Raw genomic sequence first — 20865 nt, 5'->3', positions numbered from 1 at the left:
ACGGTGATCAGCGTCGACCATCACCGTCCCAGCACGGCGGTCTATTTCGGACGGGTGCGGACTACTCCTGAGTAGACGTGGGACCGTCCCGCTCGAGCGCGAACGTCACCGCCTCCCCGTCGACGGCTGCTTCGAGTGCTCCGTCCCGAAGCGTCGCCGTCGACGCGCGGTCGGACCCACCCGTGAGCGTCGCGGCGTCGCCCAGGAGGTTGCCGGTGGTGGCGGGAACGACAGCAAACACCGCCGCACCGTGAGAGGGTAGCTCTCGCTCGACGACCGGCCCGTCGACGACCGCACCGGACAGCCCGTCCCAGATGACGTGATCGGCATCTGAGTCGCCCTCCACGTGCTCGCGCGCGTCGAATCGGACCGTCGACGGCTCGTCCGCCCAATTAAACAGCGCGACGGTCGTGGCCCCGTCGCCCGGCCGGTCGCAGACGACGTGCGAGGGGAACCGCTCCACACTGAGCCCGGAGACCTCGCCGCCGCTTGCAGGAGGGATGGACCGCTCAAGCAGCCGCCGGCCGGCCGAACCGATCTCCGCGAGCCGGTCCGAAAATATGTTCACGCCACCCGTCGCGGCGACGAGCGTCGCGAAGGCTTCGCGCTCGGCCGCAGTGAGGTCACTCGTGTCTCGAACAAGTTGGCAGTCGGGATCGTTGAGCCACCACCGTCGATGCAGGTAGTTCCGTGTGAGCGTGTTGCGAACGGCGTTTTTCAATCCCGGCTGGCTCCCCGACTCTCCCGGAGTCTCCCAGACCGGATCGGTGTCTGGGCCGACCCGCATCGCGTCGAAGAGCCCGACACTCGGGGCCATCGGCGCACCGCAGCCGAGAAGGAACACATCGTCGCCGGCCGCCTCCGCTATCGCCTCGACCCCCCGGCGATACGCCTCGATCCGGGTTGCCTCGGCGTCGTACCGCTCGCCGGGCAGCGCCGCCGCAAAGAGGAAGTCGAGCTTCAGATACGTGAACCCCCAGTCGTCGACAACCGTCGACACGGTCTCCCGGAGCCACTCAAGCACCGCCGGGTGCGTCGTGTCGAGTCCGTATAGTTCTGACCCGGCTCGGAAGCCACCGTCGACGGGTGTTCCCGGGCCGTCGGTGTCTGCGTCCGTCGGCTCCGTGATGAACCACTCCGGGTGGTCAGCGTATAGGTCGGCACCCGCCTCGACGTAGAACGGCGCGAGCCACAGCCCGGGTCGGTACCCCGAAGCCGCGATGTCGTCCGCGACGGCGCTCATGTCCTCGAACCCGTTGGCGATCGACCGCCAGTCGCCGAACGCCTGCATGTATCCGTCGTCGATCTGAACGACGTCGACCGGAATTCCCCACTCTCGAAGCTCCGAGAGGTTCTCCCGCACGTCCGCCTCGGTGACATCGGTGAAATAGTGATACCACGAGCACCATCCGGTCGGTGAGATTTCAGGCACGCGAGCATCCATCCGCTCACCGATGCAATCGGCCAGCGCGGTCAGCCCCTCTCGAAGTTCGCGGTCAGCGTCGACCCACAGTGGTGGCAGAGTCAGCCGTTCACCGGGTGTCAGCCGTGCCCCTTCCAGTGGACACACTGCGTGCAGCGTCGCAACGCCGCCATCGTCGTCATCGATCTCGAATCGAGAACAGTAGCGGTCATGTTCGAGAAAGCCCGCAGTGACGCGTCGGTCGCCCTCGACAAGCCCGGTCAGATAGCTGCTGACCCGGTCGTCCGTCGACGCCGCGAGGTCATTCATCATCGGAGCGTTATCCGAGTTCTCGGGTGAGAATCGCTCTCCGACGGGGAGCGTTCCCGTCGACGACCACGATTGATACCCGTGCCGGTAGACGCGGGCATCGGCGCCGAACGCGGTCTCGAACGCGAGTGTCACGTCGCCTGCCCGGACCGGCTCGTCGCCGACGTTTTCCACGGTGTAGGTCGCGACGACACCTCTCGCCTCGGTCGACAGCGACACGTCAGCGACCTGTAGCCGCCCGTCGTCTCCGTCGGCCGTCGCCGCGTGGACCGTCCCGACAAGTAGGTCACCGGCGTCGTCTCCGACCGTGACCGCATGGCCATCCGGATCGTGGGTGACTGCAGTAGCGCCCACCCTGTGTTCGTTCATATCACACCCTTTTTTCGCCCCTACAAATATCCTGCTACGACGCTTGTACGGCAAGGTACAACTCGACGATCAGCGGCGGTGGCGTCAACTCATCCGAACGCTTAGGTGCCGCGGTTGAGAGGATGCGCTATGCGTCTCGGAGTCTGTTACTTTCCCGAACATTGGCCGAGCGAAGAGTGGGAACGCGATGTCGCTGCGATGGCCGACGCCGGCCTCGAATACGTGCGGATGGCGGAGTTCTCGTGGGGAGTCCTCGAGCCCGAGCGGGGTACATTCGATTTCGAGTGGCTTGATGAGGCCATCGAGCTCATCGGCGACCACGGCATGCAGGCGGTGTTGTGCACGCCGACGGCGACGCCGCCGAAGTGGCTGGTCGACGAGCGGCCGTCGATCCGGCAAGAAGACCCCGACGGAACCGTCCGCGAACACGGCAGCCGCCGGCACTACTGTTTCAACTCCGACGCCTACCGCGAGGAGACAGCTCGGATCGTCGAGCGGGTCACCGAGCGATACGCCGACTCGCCGCACGTCGCCGGCTGGCAGACGGACAACGAGTTCGGCTGTCACGAGACCGTCCGGTGTTACTGCGACGATTGTGCCGACGCGTTCCGAACGTGGCTCGCGGACCGGTACGGTGATATTGACCGACTCAACGAGGCGTGGGGGAACGCGTTCTGGAGCCAGCAGTACGGCTCCTTCGACGAAATCGATCCGCCTGGGCCGACCCCTGCAGAGCATCACCCCTCGCGGCTGCTGGCGTACGCACGCTTTTCCAGCGATTCCGTCGTCGAGTACAATCGCCTCCACGCCGACCTGATACGCGAGGCTGACCCCGACTGGTTCGTCACCCACAATTTCATGGGGCGGTTCCCGACGCTGAACGCCTACGACGTGAGCGAGGACCTCGACCGCGTCGCCTGGGACTCATACCCGACGGGGTTCGTCCAGGACCGATACGACGGGGAGGCATCCCCGGACCAGCTGCGAGCCGGCGACCCCGACCAGGTCGGGATGGATCACGACATCTACCGGAGCGCGCTCGACCGGCCGTTCTGGGTGATGGAACAACAACCGGGCGATGTAAACTGGCCGCCGCACTGTCCGCAGCCGGGTGAGGGTGCTATGCGTCTGTGGGCGCACCACGCCGCCGCCCACGGAGCCGACGCAGTCCTCTACTTCAGGTGGCGGCGCTGTCTCGAGGGTCAAGAACAGTATCACGCCGGACTCCGGAAGGCCGACGGGTCGCCCGACCGCGGATACGCCGACGCCGCACACACGTCCGAGGAGTTCGCGACTCTCGACGGGGCCAGTCACGTGGACGCCCCGGTGGCGGTTGTGTTCGACTATGACTCGCTCTGGGCGCTCAACGCGCAGCCGCACGCCCCGGACTTCGACTACTGGGCGCTCCAAGAGGCATTCTACGGCGCTGTACGCGGCCGTGGCGTTCAGGTCGATGTGGTTCCGCCAAGTGCCGATCTCTCCGGATACGCGGCCGTCGTCGCGCCCGCACTCCACCTCGTTACCGAGGATCTCGCCGACCGGCTGACCGACTACATCGCCGGCGGCGGGGAGGTTCTCTTCGGTCCCCGGACCGGCGTGAAGGACGCAGAAAACAAGCTCCGGCCGATGTCCCAGCCCGGCCCGCTGACCGACCTCGTCGGCGCGACCGTCGATCAGCACGAGTCGCTGCCGCGGCGCCTCGAAACGACAGTCCGACGAGTTGGTGACCCCACCGACGACTCCGAGGAGATCGCGGCGCCGCCCGTCTCGTTCCGAACCTGGGCGGAGTGGCTGGACCCCGATGCAGCCGAGCCTCAGTACGCGTACGATGTCGACGGGCCGGCGGACGGTCGGCCGGCAGTCGTTACCAACACAGTCGGTGACGGGCAAGTCACTTACTGTGGAGTCTGGCCCGAGTCTGACCTAGCGGACGCGCTTGCGTCAGACCTGCTCGACCGCGCGGGCGTCCGATACGCCGAGCGGCTCCCAGACGGTGTCCGGATCGGGTACCGCGGCGGCCGCACGTGGGTGACGAACTTCACGAGCGACCGGCTCCGGTTGCCCGAAATCGATCCCGAGTCGCTGGCGGTTGACGACACTGATCGGGACGGTTTCGACCCGATGGCGGACGACGACAAGGACTCGTCTGCAGACGGTATTGTTGTGGGGCCGTACGGGGTCGCCGTCATCGAGGGTGACTGCGTGGACGGGCTGAGAATCGCTCAGACGTAGTCGGTTACGTCCGTCAAAAATCTCGGAATTTAATTTGCGTCCGCCGGCTACTCCGAGCGCTCTCGCGCCCGGTAGTCTGGGAGCGTGTCATCCTGCATCACTGCTCCGCGACCGCCGTCGACAAGCAGCGCACCCCCTGTGACGAAGGCGGCATCCTCGCTCGCGAGGAACGACACGGCTCCGGCGACGTCGGACGGCGTGCCGATCCGACCAGTCGGGTGGATCGATTCGACTTCCTCAAATCGTCCCTCCGGAAGTTCCTCGCGCGTCCGCTCAATTTCCACCCAGCCGGGGACGACCGTGTTCACCCGGACGCGGGGGCCGAAGTCGACAGCGAGCGATCGCGTCATGCCGTTGATGCCCGCCTTCACCGCGTTATACGGGAAATGTGCAGGCATCGTGGCGTAGGCATGGTTTGAGGAGATGTTCACGATCGCTCCGCGATCCATGTGTTCGAGGGCGGCCCGTGCAGCGAGCCAGTATGCCCGGAAGTCCGTCTCGACGACGAACGCCCAGTCGTCGAGCGTCGCCTCGTCGGCAGCCGTTTCGGTCTGTACACCGGCGTTGTTCACGAGCACGTCGACAGACCCGTAGCGTTCGGCGGCCGCCTCTGCTAACGCAGCCACGTCGTCCGGATCGCGCATATCGGCGCGAACGAACGTCGCGTCACCAGTCTGTGGATCGTCGGTCGTCTCGTCCGTGGTCCACTCCGATATCCGCCTGGCGACGGCCTCGCCGGCCTCCGCAGTGCGGCCGCTGACCACGACGTTCGCTCCCTCGGCGGCGAACCGCTCTGCGACACCGGCACCGATCCCGCGCGTCGACCCCGTGACGATCACGGTCTCACCGGCGAACCGTCCGGGCACCGCGTGCTCAGTCGGCGACTCGTGCCGGCGGGTCATCTCCTTTCTCCGTGTCGCCGCGTTCGCGTCGGCATCCGGATCACCACTCCGCGACAGAGCCGTCGTCGTGCCGCCAGACGGGGTTGTGCCAATCAACGTTTCCGCGCTGTTCGCGGACGTGCTCTTCGTCGATCTTGATCCCGAGTCCGTCACCGTCGGGGATATCGACGAAACCGTCGCGGTACTCGAACACCGTCGGGTCGGCGAGGTAGTCCAGCACGTCACTCGTTTCGTTGTAGTGAATATCGAGAGACTGCTCTTGGATCAGCACGTTCGGCGTGCAGGCATCAACCTGGATACAAGACGCGAGCGCGATCGGCCCGAGCGGGCAGTGCGGCGCGACCGATACGTCGTACGCCTCTGCCATCGACGCGATCTTCTTCAGCTCGGTGATCCCGCCTGCGTGCGAGACATCCGGCTGGATCAGGTCCACTGCGTCCGTCTCGAACACCTCCTTGAAGTCCCACCGCGAGTACATCCGCTCGCCCGTCGCGATCGGGGTCGTCGTCGACTGACGGATCGCTGGGAGCGCGTCGTTATGTTCCGGTAACACCGGCTCCTCGATGAACATCGGGTCGTACGGCTCCAGTGCGGCCGCGAGCCGCCGCACCATCGGCTTCGACACGCGCCCGTGAAAGTCAACCCCAATATCGACCTCGTCGCCGACCGACTCCCGAACGGCCGCGATCCGGTCCACCGCGTCAGCCACAGTGGCCGGAGTGTCGATCGGCCGCATCTCTGCGGTGGCGTTCATTTTCAGCGCTGTGAAGCCTGCGTCGACCTTCTCACGAGCGGCGTCGCCGACATCTGCTGGTCGGTCTCCGCCGATCCACTGGTACACGCGGATTCGGTCGCGCGCACGGCCGCCGAGAAGTTCGTGGACGGGAGCGCCGAACTGCTTTCCCTTGATGTCCCACAGCGCTTGGTCAACGCCGGCGATGGCGCTCATCAGCACCGGGCCGCCGCGGTAGAAGCCGCCGCGGTACATCGCCTGCCAGTGATCCTCGATCCGTGCCGGATCCTCACCGAGTAGGTAGTTGTCGAGCAACTCCTCGACGGCGGCAACGACCGTGTGAGACCGCCCCTCCACGACTGGCTCTCCCCAACCAACGGTGCCGTCACTCGTCGTCAACTTCAAGAATAGCCAGCGGGGCGGTACTTCGAACAGCTCGTAGTCAGTAATGTACATGATAGGTTAGTCTTCAGTCGCCCCGACGACCGCGGGGTCAACGTTGTCCGTCTTGGTCTTGAGTGCGTCTCCAGTTTGAGCGTCAAACAAGTAGAGGGCCGCTTCGCGGAAGTCGAAGGAGACCTGTGTCTCCTCTGCCGGCCGGATCGAGGGATCGACGCGGGCGGTGAGTTCGTGGCCGTCCATCTCCATGTAGAGGAAGTTCTCGTTCCCCATCGGCTCTACGACCGTCACATCGGCCGTGTTCTGGCCTGAATCGACGACAGTGATGTCCTCCGGGCGGACGCCAACGCGGACGCGGTCGTGGCCTGCGATCGGTTCCGGGTCGTCGAGTTCGTACGTAAACCCGCCGGGGCCCCGGAGGGTCTCGCCCTCGACGTCGGCCGAGAGGAGGTTGATGCTCGGCGAACCGATGAAGTCCGCGACGAACTGGTTCACCGGCGAACGGTACACCTCTTCCGGGGGCCCGACCTGCTGGAGCACCCCGCCGTCCATCACAGCGATCCGGTCGCCCATTGCCATCGCCTCGGTCTGGTCGTGGGTGACGTAGACCGTCGTGACGTCGAGGTCGGCCTGCAGTTCCTGCAGCTCGGTCCGCATGTCCGATCGAAGCTTCGCGTCGAGGTTACTGAGCGGCTCGTCCATCAGAAACACGGACGGCTCTCGAACGATCGCCCGTCCGAGCGCCACGCGCTGCTGTTGCCCGCCTGAGAGCGCCTTCGGCTTCTCGTCGAGTAGCTTGCTGATGCCGAGCATCTCGGCGACGCTCTCAACTTTTTGTTCAATCTCGTCGCCGGTCAGCTTCGTCGAGAGCTTCAGCCCGAAGCCGATGTTTCCCCGGACGGTCATGTGCGGGTACAGCGCGTAGTTCTGGAACACCATCGCCACGTCTCGCTCGCTGGCACGATGATCCGTGACATCGTTGTCGCCAAACCGTATCGAGCCATCCGTCACGTCCTCGAGACCGGCGAGACAGCGGAGCGTTGTCGATTTCCCGCAGCCGGACGGTCCGACTAACACGAGGAACTCGCCGTGGTTGATCTCGACGGAGAGATTCTCCACCGCGACCACGTTCTCGGTTCCAGAGTCGTACACCTTGTCTAGTTCAGTGATATTGATTCCTGACATTGTTACTCTTTGAGCGACCCCGCGAGGATGCCGCTGACGAACTGTTTCTGTAGCACTAAGAACAGCACGACCATCGGCACGATGGCGAGCGTCGCCGCCACCATGATCTGGTCGTAGTAGATCCGCTGGAATCCGGTCAGTTGTGCCAACCCGATGGGGATCGTGTACATGTCTGCCGTCTCGAGAATCACGAGCGGGTACAAGAACAGATCCCACTGGAACAGGAACAGGATGATCGCCAGCGCGGCTAGCGACGATCGCATCGTCGGGAGTGCGATCCGATAGAAGATCTGGAACTCCGTCGCCCCATCCATGCGGGCGGACTCAAGCAGCGCATCCGGTATCGATTTCATGTTCTGCCGCATGAGGAATATCCCAATGGGGTTTGCCGCCCACGGGAGGATTATCGCTCGGAAGGTGTTCGTCCAGTCCAGCTGGGCCATCAACAAGAACAGCGGGATGACGAGGAGCTGGATCGGCAACACGAGCGTCGCCAGGATCGTGTAGAAGATCGGCTCTTTGAACTTGAACTCGTACTTGGCGAACGCGAAGCCGGCCATCGAGCACAACACCAGCGAGAGCAGCGTGTAAACCACGGCAATGAGGACACTGTTCCGGATCGTCCGGACGAAGTCAAGCCGCTCTTGGAGCGCCGCGAAGTTGTCGAGGAACGCCGTTCCGGGAATCAGCCGCGGCGGGAACTGCAAGAATTGCTCCTGTGGGAGCGTCGCCGCCACCAGCATCCAGTACAAAGGAACCATCATCACCACGACCATCGTGATGACGAAGGCGTACGTGAGGAATCGCCAGACTGCGTCCTTACGCCGTTGTTCGCGCATCAGTCCTCACCTCCGATCTTGATCTGGACAACAGAAAACACGCTGACAACTGCCACAAACACAACTGTGAGCGCGCTCGCGTAGCCCAGGTTGAAGTTGACGAATGCCTGTCGGTAGATGTACTGCACAATGGTGATTGTCGAGTTAGTGGGGCCGCCGCCAGTGATGACGTACGGCTCAGCGAACAGTTTGAACGTCCCGATCGTCGATAGTACGACGACGAACAACATGACCGGCTTGAGCTGCGGGAGCGTGACGTAGCGGAACTTCTCCCACCGGTTCGCACCGTCGATCTCGGCGGCTTCGTACAGCTGCTGCGGGATCGTCTGGAGCCCGGCAAGCAGGATGATCATGTTGTACCCCGTCCACCGCCACGTCACCGCGGCGATGATCGTGTTTCGCGCCCAAAATCCGTCGGTTAGCCACGGAACCGGGCCGATCCCGACCCCGGCGAGGACGTAGTTGAGGAACCCTAACTGCTCGTTGAAAAGCAGCAGAAACACCGTCGAGTACGCCACAAGGTTCGCCGAGACTGGCAGCGCTATGGCGGTGCGGAACACCCCTTTGAGCCGCAGGAACGACGCGTTCAGTGCGAGTGCGAGCGCGAGCGCCAGCCCGATCATCAGTGGGACCTGGATGACGAGGATGTACGAGGTGTTGAACATCGACTGCCAGAAGAGGTCGTTTCCGAGCAGGCGAGCGTAATTTCCGAGTCCGACGAAATTCAGCTGTGCGATCTGCGGAATCTCGATGTACACCGGGCCGAGATCGATCCAGAACAGCGATCCTTGGCCGACACCCTGGTACTCGAAAAACGACAGGTACAGCGTGTAAAACACCGGAAAGGCGAGAAACACGCTGAAAAGCAGGAAGAACGGCGCAATGAACAGATACGCGACCCGCGGCAGCGTCGGTGTCGCCGCTGTCAGGTCCTGTCTGGCAAAGCGCACCCGGTCCCAGACCGGTCGCATCGCCCGTCTGGACTGCCTCGTGGCTGTCCGTATCTTCATGCGGACGCGGCGGCGATACCCCTGCCCAATCCGATCGTCCGTTTCGTCAGAAGTTGCCATGCGATCGATTACCCCAGATTACGCGAGGTCTCGATCGGTGTTTTCGGCGACCGTCTCCGCGGCTGCCTGGATGGCCTCCTCGGGCGATTGTTCACCGTTGATCATTCGCTGCAGTTCGGTCTCGATGGCCTGTGACACCTCGGGGGTGTCCGCAGTGAACCGGTATCCCGGCGACTCCTGTGCGACCTCGGCAAAGAGCGCCCGCGCAGCCTGTCCGTCGTAGAAGTCGAGCTCCTCGTCGAACACCGGCTCGTCGTAGACGGTCTCCAGCGCCGGGAAGAGCCCGTACTCGTCGTACATCGCCAGCTGCATCTCCTCGGTCGCCAACGAGTACTCCATGTAGTCCCATCCGCGCGCCTTCTCTTCGTCAGACACTTGATCGGCGATCATGAGGTTGGAGCCGCCCCAGTTCGACGCCCGCGGTCCGCCCGACTCTAACGCGGGGATCTTGAACACGCCCCAGTCGCCGGCGGTGTCGGGGAGTTCAGCACGCAGCGTTCCCTCCATCCACGCCGCCGAGGGGAGCGACGCAATCGTCGCGTCGCCGTAGGCGCTGAACCAGGCCGCTGTCCATCCCTCGATATTGGCCGCGATGTCGGCGTCGTATATCTCCTTAATGTTACGAGCCACACGGAGCGACTTCTCGTTGTGGATGTTCACCTCGCCGCTCTCAAGGAAGGGCTCGCCAGACAGCTGGCGGAACTGGTACCGCCAGACGCCGGAGAGGTCCCCCTCGGGGAGGTTGAGCATGTACTGCTCGTCCGGCAGTTTCTGTCCCTCTTCGATGAAGTCCGCCCACGTCTCGATGCTGTCTGGGTCGATGTCGTGTTCGTCGTACACCGACCGCCGGTAGTAGACTGCCGTCGGGCCGGTGTCCCACGGGAGCGCGTAGATGTCCCCGTCAACAGTGAGCGCCTCCCACTTTCCGGAGACGAAATCCTCGCGGATGCCCGCTTCCTCGATCTCGTCGGTGAGCGGCGCGACGGAACCCGTGTCGATGAACGAGGGGCCGTCGACGGACTCCAGCATGGAGACCGCAGGTGCGCCGGAGCCCGAGAGGAGGTTCGTCTGGAGCCGGTCTTTCATCGCGGATCGACCGAACTCCTCGACCGAGACCGTCGCGTCGTTTTCGGATTCGTACTCTTCAGCCGAGATCGTCAGCGCCCGTGCGGCGACGTCCCACCCCCACACGTCGATTTCTGACGCCATGCTACCGCCACCGTCGCCGTTGTCGTCGCCGCTACTGTTGCTTCCGTCACTGCCCTCGCTTCCATCACTCCCGTCACTCCCGTCGCCGCCACCGCTCCCGCCCTCGGGATCACCAGTTCCGATACATCCTGCGAGCCCCGCGAGCCCCGCGAGTCCTGCGCCCTTCATCAGCCGCCGCCGCCCGTATCGTGCGTAGTCTGGTTTTTTAGTCATGATCGTACCTGAGTATTCGTCCCTTATATTGTAGGTATATAAAATTACTGTACATCTGTCCTAAAACACGCTTAGAAACGCTCCATTTGCGTTTTCTTGGGCTGAACACTGGGCTATTATATACCATTCTCCCGGTTCTGGGCTTTTTGTCTCTTAATTCCAATCCATAAAGTAATAATCTATGGATATTTATTGTAGTTTTATCTCCCGACCGCCGATAGTGTTCTTCGATACTAAACAAACGTTATACACCTGTCGTTCATACTACTCTGAGAAACGATGGGGAACACGGACACTATCACCGTTCAGGCGACCGCAACGTCTCTCCGGATCGTCGAAGAGCTATACGAGCGTGACGGTGGCGGAGTCACCGAGTTAGCCGGCACGCTGGACGTCTCGAAGAGTGCAGTTCACAACCACCTCTCGACGCTCTGTGCTCTCGGATACGTAAAGAACTCAGGCGGCACCTACGAGCTCACCCACCGGTTCCTGCGGATCGGATTCGGGACGAGAGAACGGAACCCCGTCTACCAGGCAGCACAGAGCGAGATCCGCATGCTCGCTCGAAACACGAGCGCGGTCGCGAACCTCGTGGTTCCCGAAGAGGCCAACGCTGTCTATCTCCATCGGATCGGTGCCCGGAACCATCCTATTCCGGTGGGCGGTAGCGTCCGACTCCACGCGGCCGCGGCCGGTAAGGCGATCCTCGCGTATCGGTCAGAGGACGCGGTCGACGAGTACGTCACCCGCCATGGACTCGACCAGAAGACCAATCGGACCGTGACAGACCCGGCAACGCTCCGCTCTGAACTCCGATCGATCAGGGACCGTAACATCGCGTTCGATCGCGGTGAACTCGACGAGAACTGGCAGTGCGTCGCCTCCCCTATCGTCGTCGGCGGCGACTCCGTAGGCGCAGTCAGCGTCTCCGGACCGTCCGACGAGATGCAAGGGAAACGACTGGAGGAGGACACGGCCGGGCTCGTCTCCAGCGCCGCAAAGACGATCGAACTCGAGCTATTGTGACACGGCGTGGGCGTACCCGACACGGTTCGTTTTAATACCCCACCGGGGCAGATACCCATCATGCGAACTGATCGACTTGATCGAATCACGGACGGCGGGGTGATCGCGATCCTCCGCGGTGTCAACACGGCCGACGCCGTAGCGGTCGCGGACGCCGTCGTCGACGCCGGCGTGACAGCACTGGAGATAACGGCGGACACACCGAACTCGATGTCGTCGATCGAAGCGATATCGGACCGCGTCGACGACGCGCTGGTCGGCGCCGGTACCGTGCTCGACGCGGAGACGGCGCGAGCGGCACAGTTGGCCGGTGCGGAGTTCCTCGTAACGCCGACGGTGAACCGCAACGTCATCCGGACGGCGAACCGCTACGGAACGCCGATCGCGGTCGGCGCGTACACGCCGACCGAGGCGCTTGAGGCCTACCAAGCTGGTGCCGACGCGGTGAAGGTGTTCCCCGCAAAGACCGGCGGCCCAGACCACGTCGCGGCGATCGGTGGTCCCCTCCCGCAGATCCCCCTCGTCCCGACTGGCGGCGTCAGTGCGGAGAACGCGGGCGCGTACGTCCGGGCCGGCGCAGTCGCGGTCGGCGTCGGTGGTTCGATCGTCGACCACGAGGCGATCGACGACGACGCGTACGACCAGGTCGAGGCGAACGCGCGAGCGGTTGTCGAGGCCGTCTCGGCGGCCCGAGACTGACCGGCTTCAGTCGCCGTCTGGTGAGGTTCGCTTGCCCGTGAGAGAGTACTGTTGTCTCACGTAGTCGTATCCGTATGGGTGCTTGAGAAGCTTCCACCGGTAGCAGAGCCGCTGGAACCGGAACAATGTCCGTCGACGAATGTCCATATACAGCCTCAAACTCGCAGCGACATTGTTAGTGTCAAAATACCTTCTCAAAGAGTAGTCGTTGAGACCGTGGGTATTTTGATCGGTAGCGAGTACTAGTGGTGCAACTGTAAGGTTGCGCTGCGTCGTCCGCAACGCTGCGGTCAATACAGGAGGCTCACGGATCGGTCAATACAGAGTTAATCAAAGTGACATCCTGTTGCCCGGCCGACCAAAACTCATATACGACATATTACCGAATATCAGATATGTTGAGAATGTCGTGAGCTATCTTCGATTCGGGCTTGCTTTGTTATTCATTATCGCCGGTGTCGCCTGCTTTGCCGCCATCCGTGGAGTGCGACGGGTACCGAATACGGATACACGCCGAGGATTGACCGGATTGCTTGTCACGAGCGGGGTGTGGGCAGCGGCGGAGTGTGGACTCTTGTTGCTGCCGGGGACGCAGGCTAAGGTGGTTAGCTATATCATCGGGTTGGTTGCCGGACTCGCCACTGTTGGAGCGTGGCTGTACTTCTGTTCCGCATACACTCGTTACTTCCCGAACGAGTCGAGAGGGTGCTGCCTGAACGCCACAAAATAGTCACTTTCTGTATAATTTGACGGTCAGTCTCGGCTGCTCCCACGAAGTAGATCGAGGAAGTTCCAATTCACCGCTTTGGACAGACGATGTTACCCGGATTTCGACGGTATCTGCCGAAAGCTGTCGCTCACCGCCAACTGACAGGCCGTGGGCTGACCCCGGTCAGCCCGCGGCCGTTGCCTGTGATGCTGGCACTCCAACCCCGTTCGCTTTGATCTTCCACCGGCGGCGTAACTCCTCTTCCAGCTCATGACGAATCCAGTCACAGAACGTCTTGAACGTGAACTCCTCGGGCAGGTCGCGCCCGCCCCGCCGTGGGCGGGCGACGACCGCCCACCGTAGCACCAGCCACAGGTTCTCCAGCAATGCCGCGACCAACATGATGGCAAACCGCACGACGGGATCACGCGTCGTCGTGATCCCGCGTGCTTGCCGAAGTAAGCGATAGGTCGTTTCGATGCCTGAACGCTTCCTGTAGCGGTGTTCGACCTGCTTCGCTGAGCGATCAGTAACGCCACACGCCACGTAGCCACGAACGACCTCGCCGTGCTTGCCTCGATCTCCGTTCTGGTAGGAGACAGCGACCGCGAGCGGGAAGCGCAGTTCCCGCTCGCTGTCCTTGTACATGCGATAGGTCGTCATGTACGACTTGTGAGTTTCGAGTTTGTCCTTCATGCGCTCGCCCTTCTTGGGCACGTGAACGACCGTTGGGGCGATATCACGAGCGCGGCGGATGACGCGCTCGTTGTAGAATCCGCTGTCGGCAAGCAAGAGATCGATCTCGAAGGGATAGTTTTCGACGCGGGCGAGCACGCGCTCGACCGCGTCAGCCTCATCTTCGTCACTGCGGACGTAAGTCATCGCCAGCGTCACCGGCTTCCCGTTCGAGACGACGTACGCCGTGCAGTAGCGGTGGCAGGTCGTAGTCCCGTCCTTAGGAGCCATCGAACAGAGTTCGCCTTTCTCAGCATGGTGCTCGCCGTGGTAGGGATTGTCGATGAAGTCGATGGAGACGGTTCTCGACCGGTCAGGGTCGAAAATCGTCATGGCGAGCCGTGCGAGCAGAAGGTTGGCAACGACCTCAAGCCACTGACGGTTGAGTGTGTGGAGCCACCTCAAGACAGTGTCGTCACACGGCGTTCCCTCGGTATCGTTGCAGGTGTCCCAAATCGAGTTCTGGTTAGTGCAGGCTAGGATGACGACGAGCCAGATGTCGCCGGGGTCGAGGGGGCTCCCCTCGACACCCGGCAACGGGAGTGGCGTAATGACCTCTTCCGCTACGTCTTTGACATCCGACGCCGAAAGGTACTCGTCTGGATCAGGTATGGTGAACACATCCAGATCCAGACACTTTCTTGTGGTTAATTTAGCGATTCAATTCAGCTGATTACGCTGCTTGGGAAGTACCGAAGTTATCTTTGTCAGTGGATTCGTTGTATCTCTGTGAGGAAGTCACGGCTACTGGGGGGTAGATATTGACCAGGGGGCGGTGGAGATCTGTAAACTTCGATTGTGGCTCTCAATGGTCGCAGACATTGAAGACGAACCGAGTGAGGTGGAGCCGCTCCCCAATATTGACTTCAATATCCGACAGGGAAATACCCTGATCGGATTTACGGATATTGAGGAAGTCGCTACTGAGGAAGGTGACGCTTCGCTTACGAATTATGGCGGTGGAATCGGTGAGAACGTACAAGAGATGTACAGAGACGTAATCAGATCTGTGGAGCGACACCGGGAATCCGAATCTGCTAGAGAAGCAGCTGAGGCCCGCCGCGAGGCAGAGAAACTCATCGAAGAGTATGGTCAGCATCTTCATAAGAAAATTCTGAAGCAGTTCAAGGAATCTGGTGTTGAGAACATCACCTTTGACGATGTTCTGGGATACTCGCCATTTCACTGGGTGCTAGAGTTTGCGAGGGTCTACCGCGATGGTGGCTTTGACGTCATCGTCGGTAATCCCCCGTGGGATGTCCTAAGTTCGAGCAGTGACGAGTTTTTCGCACAATACAATCCCACCTTCAGAAGTCTGGATCAAGAAGAGAAAGAAGCGTTCATGGACGAGAAGCTGTCCGACCCTGAGATCAAGTCAGAGTGGGAGTCCTACCAGGAGAATATTGGGCGGCTCACCGAGTACTTCAAGAACAGTGGTGAATACACGCTTCAAACGCCGGAAGTTGCTGGCGAGACTGCAACCTACAAGAACGATCTTTCAAAATTGTTCTTTGAGCGGGTGTTCCACCTCGTTGATGACGATGCCTATCTTTCACAGGTCCTTCCTGGACTTATCGTGAACGGGGAAGGGTCGAAGGATCTACGGATGCAACTTCTGAACGAAACGAGTGTTCAGTCAATCATTGAGTTTGAGAATAACGGTATTTTCGACATCCACAAACAGCAGCGATTTGCTGTAATCACTTTCAAGAACTCCGGCAGAACAGAGGATCTGTGGGGCGTCTTCGACCAGAAGGATACACGACCATTCACCAACCTGGAAGAGTTTGGACTTCACCTTCCACGGCGGGTACTTGCTGAGTATTCGCCAGAAGCTCGCATCTTTCCGTGGGTGAAGAGCCAGCGGGAGGTCGAAGTACTTGATAAGATTCTGCAACATCCCCCACTCTCCGCACAGGTAGAGGATGCATGGAGTATTAATCTGCTCCCAGAAGAGCTGAATGAGACACGTGACAAGCGTAAAGGCTATTTCGACAAGGACGTTGACAACCCAGACTATCCAGTCTACACAGGTAGCAACGTCTTTCAGTACCAGTATGACGATACGCTGAGTGACGCGAATGACCCCCCTACCTACTGGAGCGTAGAGGAGGACCGAGACCCCGATAGTAGTGCAAAGCGTCGTATCCGTGAAAAGCGGTTCAACGCCGGTGAACCAAAGAAGGCACTCTATGACGACTTTGGAGGACCATCAACCAGTAAGTCACAAATTCAGTACCTCACAAAGCATCCTCGGCTAGCTGTTTCTGCGGCCTGAGTTCTGTGTCGAAGCGGTTGTACTGACGGTCTCGACGAGAGAATTACGGACGGATCGACGGAGAGCTGTCGCTGTCGGCGGCGGTCAGCCGCCGACGCGACAGCGTCGCCACTCACTCCGCTGGCTTGCTCGGTCGGTGGTTAGCGGTGGAATCGGTCGTCAGGTGGCCGATTCGCGGGGACGGCCCGACGCACCGCGAGGGCCGTCCACGCAGCTCGTCGAATCATATTGACGAACTCCTTGTACGGCCACCACCAGAGGCGACGCCCGCCTCGGCGGGGCGTCGCCACATACTCGTAGTGAAGGTACCGCCAGACGTTCTGTAAGAGGAGACTCACCACCACGTACAGCAGCCGTACCGTTGGATCTCGTGTTGTCGTTGTCGCTATCGCTTGCTCAAACAAGCGATAGCTTGACTCGATACCGAAGCGTTTCGAGTAGTGGTATCGAGCGTCCCGTGGTGAGTCGATGAACGGCGCGTCAGCGGCGTAGCCGTGACGCGCCACACCGTTCTCGTCATACTTCCCATTTAGGTACGTACAGTCGATGTAGACGGGAAAATCGACGGTCCAGCTGTGACCGTCGAGTTTCCCCGTCAGATCATGCTGAATGACGCGACTCCATCCTTCCGAGAGCTCTTGCTGAATCGCCTCACCCCACCGGATGATCGGGATCACGTACGCGTAATTGTGCGCCTGAAGCAGCGTGAGACACTTACTGTCGTAGAATCCGCGATCAAGGTAGACGGCCTTGACCCCGGCGTCAAGGCCGTCGAGGACACCGAAGAACTCAGCGAGGACACTACTTGCGGTATCGCCGTCTTTGAGACGGCGTACCGCCAGCGTGTAGCGTTTGTTCTTCACACGCGCGTAGAGTGTGGCATAGGCGTGGAACGCAGTGGTTCCACGCTTCGCTACCGAGTGATAGAGGCCGTCTGTGTCGTCTTCGTCACCGTAGTAGGGCCGCAGGTGGAGGTCTGCGCAGACCTCCACCTGTTCGGGGAGCAATTCATCGAGATCCTTTCGCAGGAGCGTGTTAGCGACTCGTTCGAGCCGTTCCGGCTCGAACTTCGTCCGAAGATGGTAGAGGACCGTGTTCCCAGCGGGTGAGTTCTGGCTCGACGCACAGAGCGTAGAGACAGAGGTCCCGTCGGCGCAAGCGCCGACGAGGACCTCATAGATGTCTTCAGCAGTGATTTCAGCGTTATTGGCTAACGAGAGCGAAACTTCCTCGTCAAGGCGGTTGACGAGAAAGTTAAGAAGCTGGTCCTCGTGGATCTCACCGTCTGCTTGTTTGGTTTTAGACACACCTTCAGCAAGCAGACGTTCTAACTAAGCGGCTTTGTGAAGTACTGAGGTTCGGTGCGCGGAACTCTGTGGCAAAGGCCACTCAAAGATGATAGCGACCGTGTACATCATTAACCCCGACGACTACGAGAGATGGGTCGAGGCACAGGGCGGTAACCCGGACAACGCGTTCTCGACACCGGATCAAGGTATCCAAATCGGTAACGCAACCGCGCCAGCCGATGGCGGTCACGACGAAGGAGGTGGTCAGTAATGTCTGACTCTCGACAGCCAGCTGGTGAGCCAGTTCGACAGGGTGAGGGGGCTGACGGCTTCCCCCACGGCAGTAAATATCCCCTGTTCGTCGGTGGAGGACTGTTCTTCATCGGCCTCGGCCTGGCGTGGTCCTGGCTGTTCCTCATCATCGGGATTCCGGTCGAGCTATACGGGCTGTGGGGCTGGACCCGCGAGTACACTATCGAAGAGTTCGAACGCGGTGTCGTCCCCGAGCAGAAGCGCCAGCTGCTCGGCGTCGAGACCGGACTACTCGGGATGTATATGCTCATCGTCAGCGAGATCCTCATCTTCGCGGGCTTTTTCGTGGCGTGGTTCTACCTTGACGCCACTCGCGGTCCGTTCCCCCCGGACGGCTATCCCGGGTTGACGGTTTGGCTGGGGGCCACAATGACAGGGTTGCTGCTCCTCGGGAGCCTGACCGCGCGGTACGGTCGGATCGCAGTCGTCGAGGAGGGCGACCGGAGCAAACTCGTGCTGGGATATGCCATGACTGTCGGAATCGGCGTGCTGTTCCTCGCGGTGCTTGCGTTCGAATGGTCGAACCTGCTGGCCGAGGGACTCAGGTGGACAACGGGTCCCTACGGGGCAACCTATTACGCACTGGCAGGACTGCACGCTGGTCACCTCATCGCAGGGCTGGTACTGTTCGGGATCGTCATCTACCGCGCCCGAGTCCGAGACCACTTCAGCGCCAACCGGAATCTGATGGTTCGAACGGCCGAGGCGTACTGGCACTTCCTGACCGCCATCTCGATCGCGATATTCATCTTCATCTACTTCGGCACCACCTAACCAATCAACTCCACCACCTCTTTCGAAGCCATGACCACAGCACCACAGTTGGAACGGAAACTACCGATACCGAATGTGCCGGTCACGAACCTGCTGGCAGCCTCAGCGCTCGGCGTCTATCTTCTCGTCGTTCTCGGAGCGACCACATCCCTCCTCGATGGGGCGGTGGCCTGTCCGACGTGGCCCGCCTGCAACGGCCAGTGGATCGTCTCGCTCTCGGACCCGGCGCTCGCTGCTGCATGGGGACACCGCTTCGTGACGCTCGTGGTCGGGCTGCTCTTGCTTGGCACCATGGTAGTTGCGTGGATTCGCCCCGTCGAAAGCCGGGTCCGCCTCGCGCTTGGCGTCGCAGGGGTACTGTATCCGGGACAAATCGTCCTCGGTGCACTCACCGCGGTCACCCGGACGTCGTCGCTATTGCCGGCTGCTCACCTCGTCGTGGGGATGGGAATCTTCTCTGGGCTACTCGTCGCGCTCCTCTGGCAACTCGAGAGTGAGTCCGCTCCGTCCGTCGCTGTCACCGAAACCGAACCGGCCGCACCGGCCGGTGACCTGGTTACGACGGAGCAAGCGAGCAGCCCAGCCCACGAACGATCGAACGGCGGAGCGGACCTCGGGCAGATGTCACGAGTACGCGCGTATGTGGCGCTGACGAAGCCGAAACTCATGTGGTTGCTCTGTCTGGTCGCGCTGGCCTCGATGGGGTTGGCCGCGGGAACGAGCCTCGACCCGGGGACTGCTGTCGCGACGCTGACTGGTGGCGTACTCTCAATCGGAGCCTCAGGGACGTTCAACAACGTCCTCGAACGGGACGTCGACCGGCACATGGACCGGACTGCCGACCGACCGGTCGTGCAGGGGCAGATTTCACCTCGTCGGGCCACCGCGTTCGGTCTCCTGCTCGCGGCTGCATCTGTCGGTGTGTTCGTCGTGTTCGTCAACGCCCTCGCAGCCGCGCTAGGGCTGCTCGCAATCCTGTTCTACAGCGTGGTGTACACCCTCGTGCTGAAACCGCATACCACACAGAACATCGTCATCGGCGGGGTAGTTGGTGCGTTCCCTGCGCTGATCGGCTGGGCCGCCGTCGAAAATACGGTCGGTATGCCTGCGATCATCCTTGGTACCGTGATTTTCCTGTGGACGCCGGCCCACTTCTATAACCTCGCGCTTGCGTATCGTGAGGATTACGCGGCAGCTGGGTTTCCGATGTTGCCCGTCGTCCGCGGGGAGGCAACGACTCGACGGCACATCCTTCTGTACCTCGGGGCGACGCTACTCGGGGCGGTCGCACTCGGCGCCACAACCCGACTCGACTGGCTGTATGCCGTCACTATCGTCCTGGTCGGCGGGGTGTTTCTGTGGGCAACCGTTCGACTGTTCCGCGAACGCACCGAACAGGCCGCATTCCGGACGTTCCACGCCTCGAACGCCTATCTCGGTGGCCTGCTGATCGCGATTCTCGTGGACACCCTCCTCGTATGAATCTGTCCGCGCACACCCGCGAGTGGGTTTCGTCGGTAGAGATAGAACGGCGCACAGCACGGTTCTGGATTGTCGTGGTTCTCCTCGAGGGATTTCTCCTACTCGCGTACTTCGCACTCACGACTGCCGAGCCCACTACTGAGGTTCGCTATCTCGTCTACCCCTTCGTCTGGATCAATGCCGGCCTGTGGGCCGTTCGACGCGTCACCCCCACTCCGGGGACGCGAACACATCGAGCAGTCGGGATCGTCATTGCGATCGCATACCTGTTCGTCGTTCTGTACATTCCCGGGACGATCGGGTTCGGGGCCACAGGTACACCAACCGATCTTCGTATAGCGATGTACGCACCAGGGTGGGGACCCCTCGTGGCATTCACCAGCCCGTGGCTTCGGCTGTATCTCGTTCCGTTCGAGGTACTCGGGTATGCGTCACTGGCGTATCTCGTGTACGCTAACGTGCTGGACCTGACCCGAAGTACGTTCAGCGGCGCGCTCGGACTCGTTACCTGTGTCGGCTGTACTGTGCCAGTCCTCACGCCACTCGTCGGCGTTCTCGGTGGGCCCGCCGCCGGCCTCACGACCACGGCGTACGCGTGGTCGTACGATATCGGGACGATAATCTTCCTGCTCACGGTCGGGTTGCTCTCGTGGAGCCATCGGAGGAGTCGTTCATGAG

At 61.4% G+C, this 20865-nt stretch carries 16 protein-coding genes; 7 read left to right on the top strand and 9 right to left on the bottom strand.

Features of this window, described 5'->3' with window-relative positions; genetic code table 11:
- Positions 1-61: 61 nt before the first annotated feature.
- Positions 62-2101: a glycoside hydrolase family 36 protein gene (locus HLAC_RS14185; protein ID WP_012659245.1), complete on the bottom strand. Its 2040-nt coding sequence runs from the start codon at positions 2099-2101 to the stop codon at positions 62-64.
- Between the two features lie 129 nt (positions 2102-2230).
- On the opposite strand from HLAC_RS14185, the gene bga reads away from it, so the two are divergent.
- Positions 2231-4333 (top strand): beta-galactosidase Bga, encoded by a 2103-nt coding sequence (bga, locus tag HLAC_RS14180; RefSeq protein WP_012659244.1) that lies wholly within the window; start codon positions 2231-2233, stop codon positions 4331-4333.
- A gap of 47 nt (positions 4334-4380) precedes the next feature.
- Here the strand turns inward: bga and HLAC_RS14175 are convergent, their stop codons facing one another.
- Genes HLAC_RS14175 through HLAC_RS14150 form a run of 6 tightly spaced genes read right to left on the bottom strand, consistent with a single transcriptional unit; the run spans position 4381 to position 10883 of the window.
- On the bottom strand, positions 4381-5235 hold the full coding sequence (locus tag HLAC_RS14175) for an SDR family NAD(P)-dependent oxidoreductase (RefSeq protein WP_049933798.1): 855 nt from the start codon (positions 5233-5235) through the stop codon (positions 4381-4383).
- A gap of 40 nt (positions 5236-5275) precedes the next feature.
- Positions 5276-6424 carry a galactonate dehydratase gene (gene dgoD / locus HLAC_RS14170; RefSeq protein WP_012659242.1) on the bottom strand — a complete coding sequence of 383 codons (1149 nt, stop codon included), beginning with the start codon at positions 6422-6424 and terminating at the stop codon, positions 5276-5278.
- A 6-nt stretch (positions 6425-6430) separates the two neighbouring features.
- Complete coding sequence (locus HLAC_RS14165; RefSeq protein WP_012659241.1) at positions 6431-7552, bottom strand: ABC transporter ATP-binding protein; 1122 nt, start codon at positions 7550-7552, stop codon at positions 6431-6433.
- A 2-nt stretch (positions 7553-7554) separates the two neighbouring features.
- Positions 7555-8391 (bottom strand): carbohydrate ABC transporter permease, encoded by an 837-nt coding sequence (locus tag HLAC_RS14160; protein ID WP_012659240.1) that lies wholly within the window; start codon positions 8389-8391, stop codon positions 7555-7557.
- Entirely contained in the window at positions 8391-9461 is a 1071-nt protein-coding gene (locus tag HLAC_RS14155) for a carbohydrate ABC transporter permease (RefSeq protein ID WP_012659239.1), read from the bottom strand. Before HLAC_RS14155 ends, HLAC_RS14160 begins: the two co-directional genes overlap by 1 nt.
- 18 nt (positions 9462-9479) lie before the next feature.
- The gene (locus tag HLAC_RS14150) at positions 9480-10883 is read right to left on the bottom strand and encodes a sugar ABC transporter substrate-binding protein (protein ID WP_012659238.1); all 1404 of its coding nucleotides are present in this window, start codon (positions 10881-10883) and stop codon (positions 9480-9482) included.
- A gap of 279 nt (positions 10884-11162) precedes the next feature.
- Here HLAC_RS14150 and HLAC_RS14145 point away from each other — a divergent pair, with 279 nt between their 5' ends.
- Both HLAC_RS14145 and HLAC_RS14140 read left to right on the top strand, forming a co-directional pair.
- A complete protein-coding gene (locus HLAC_RS14145) occupies positions 11163-11909 on the top strand; it encodes an IclR family transcriptional regulator (protein ID WP_012659237.1) in 747 nt (248 codons plus the stop codon).
- Positions 11910-11969: 60 nt separating this feature from the next.
- Positions 11970-12608 carry a bifunctional 4-hydroxy-2-oxoglutarate aldolase/2-dehydro-3-deoxy-phosphogluconate aldolase gene (locus HLAC_RS14140; RefSeq protein ID WP_012659236.1) on the top strand — a complete coding sequence of 213 codons (639 nt, stop codon included), beginning with the start codon at positions 11970-11972 and terminating at the stop codon, positions 12606-12608.
- A gap of 892 nt (positions 12609-13500) precedes the next feature.
- On the opposite strand, the gene HLAC_RS14135 is transcribed toward HLAC_RS14140, so the two are convergent.
- Positions 13501-14673, bottom strand: a complete 1173-nt coding sequence (locus tag HLAC_RS14135; protein WP_012659234.1) for an ISH3-like element ISHla8 family transposase — start codon at positions 14671-14673, stop codon at positions 13501-13503.
- Between the two features lie 139 nt (positions 14674-14812).
- Here HLAC_RS14135 and HLAC_RS19425 point away from each other — a divergent pair, with 139 nt between their 5' ends.
- Positions 14813-16330, top strand: coding sequence for an Eco57I restriction-modification methylase domain-containing protein (locus HLAC_RS19425; RefSeq protein WP_394296235.1), 1518 nt, complete (start codon positions 14813-14815; stop codon positions 16328-16330).
- Between the two features lie 140 nt (positions 16331-16470).
- Here the strand turns inward: HLAC_RS19425 and HLAC_RS14125 are convergent, their stop codons facing one another.
- Positions 16471-17637 (bottom strand): ISH3-like element ISHla1 family transposase, encoded by a 1167-nt coding sequence (locus HLAC_RS14125; RefSeq protein ID WP_009486633.1) that lies wholly within the window; start codon positions 17635-17637, stop codon positions 16471-16473.
- Between the two features lie 252 nt (positions 17638-17889).
- Between HLAC_RS14125 and HLAC_RS14120 the strand changes: the two genes are divergently transcribed.
- From HLAC_RS14120 to HLAC_RS14110, 3 genes are read left to right on the top strand one after another with little or no spacing between them, the layout of a single operon-like run.
- Positions 17890-18705: a cytochrome c oxidase subunit 3 gene (locus HLAC_RS14120; protein ID WP_012659232.1), complete on the top strand. Its 816-nt coding sequence runs from the start codon at positions 17890-17892 to the stop codon at positions 18703-18705.
- A 30-nt stretch (positions 18706-18735) separates the two neighbouring features.
- Positions 18736-20187 (top strand): heme o synthase, encoded by a 1452-nt coding sequence (locus HLAC_RS14115; protein WP_012659231.1) that lies wholly within the window; start codon positions 18736-18738, stop codon positions 20185-20187.
- Positions 20184-20864, top strand: coding sequence for a DUF7546 family protein (locus tag HLAC_RS14110; RefSeq protein ID WP_012659230.1), 681 nt, complete (start codon positions 20184-20186; stop codon positions 20862-20864). Before HLAC_RS14115 ends, HLAC_RS14110 begins: the two co-directional genes overlap by 4 nt.
- Position 20865: the final 1 nt, after the last annotated feature.

The sequence above is a fragment of the Halorubrum lacusprofundi ATCC 49239 genome, from assembly GCF_000022205.1.
Classification (GTDB): domain Archaea; phylum Halobacteriota; class Halobacteria; order Halobacteriales; family Haloferacaceae; genus Halorubrum; species Halorubrum lacusprofundi.
The sequence above is the reverse complement of the archived record's forward strand: the minus strand, read 5'-3'. Positions and strand labels throughout refer to the sequence as shown.

Excerpts from the sequence above, each read along its gene's own strand:
- HLAC_RS14115 (WP_012659231.1), top strand. The coding sequence starts at position 18,736 with ATGACCACAGCACCACAGTTGGAACGGAAACTACCGATACCGAATGTG.
- HLAC_RS14175 (WP_049933798.1), bottom strand. The coding sequence starts at position 5,235 with ATGACCCGCCGGCACGAGTCGCCGACTGAGCACGCGGTGCCCGGACGG.
- HLAC_RS14150 (WP_012659238.1), bottom strand. The coding sequence starts at position 10,883 with ATGACTAAAAAACCAGACTACGCACGATACGGGCGGCGGCGGCTGATG.
- HLAC_RS14155 (WP_012659239.1), bottom strand. The coding sequence starts at position 9,461 with ATGGCAACTTCTGACGAAACGGACGATCGGATTGGGCAGGGGTATCGC.
- dgoD (WP_012659242.1), bottom strand. The coding sequence starts at position 6,424 with ATGTACATTACTGACTACGAGCTGTTCGAAGTACCGCCCCGCTGGCTA.
- HLAC_RS14185 (WP_012659245.1), bottom strand. The coding sequence starts at position 2,101 with ATGAACGAACACAGGGTGGGCGCTACTGCAGTCACCCACGATCCGGAT.
- HLAC_RS14120 (WP_012659232.1), top strand. The coding sequence starts at position 17,890 with ATGTCTGACTCTCGACAGCCAGCTGGTGAGCCAGTTCGACAGGGTGAG.
- bga (WP_012659244.1), top strand. The coding sequence starts at position 2,231 with ATGCGTCTCGGAGTCTGTTACTTTCCCGAACATTGGCCGAGCGAAGAG.
- HLAC_RS14160 (WP_012659240.1), bottom strand. The coding sequence starts at position 8,391 with ATGCGCGAACAACGGCGTAAGGACGCAGTCTGGCGATTCCTCACGTAC.
- HLAC_RS14140 (WP_012659236.1), top strand. The coding sequence starts at position 11,970 with ATGCGAACTGATCGACTTGATCGAATCACGGACGGCGGGGTGATCGCG.
- HLAC_RS14165 (WP_012659241.1), bottom strand. The coding sequence starts at position 7,552 with ATGTCAGGAATCAATATCACTGAACTAGACAAGGTGTACGACTCTGGA.
- HLAC_RS14110 (WP_012659230.1), top strand. The coding sequence starts at position 20,184 with ATGAATCTGTCCGCGCACACCCGCGAGTGGGTTTCGTCGGTAGAGATA.
- HLAC_RS14145 (WP_012659237.1), top strand. The coding sequence starts at position 11,163 with ATGGGGAACACGGACACTATCACCGTTCAGGCGACCGCAACGTCTCTC.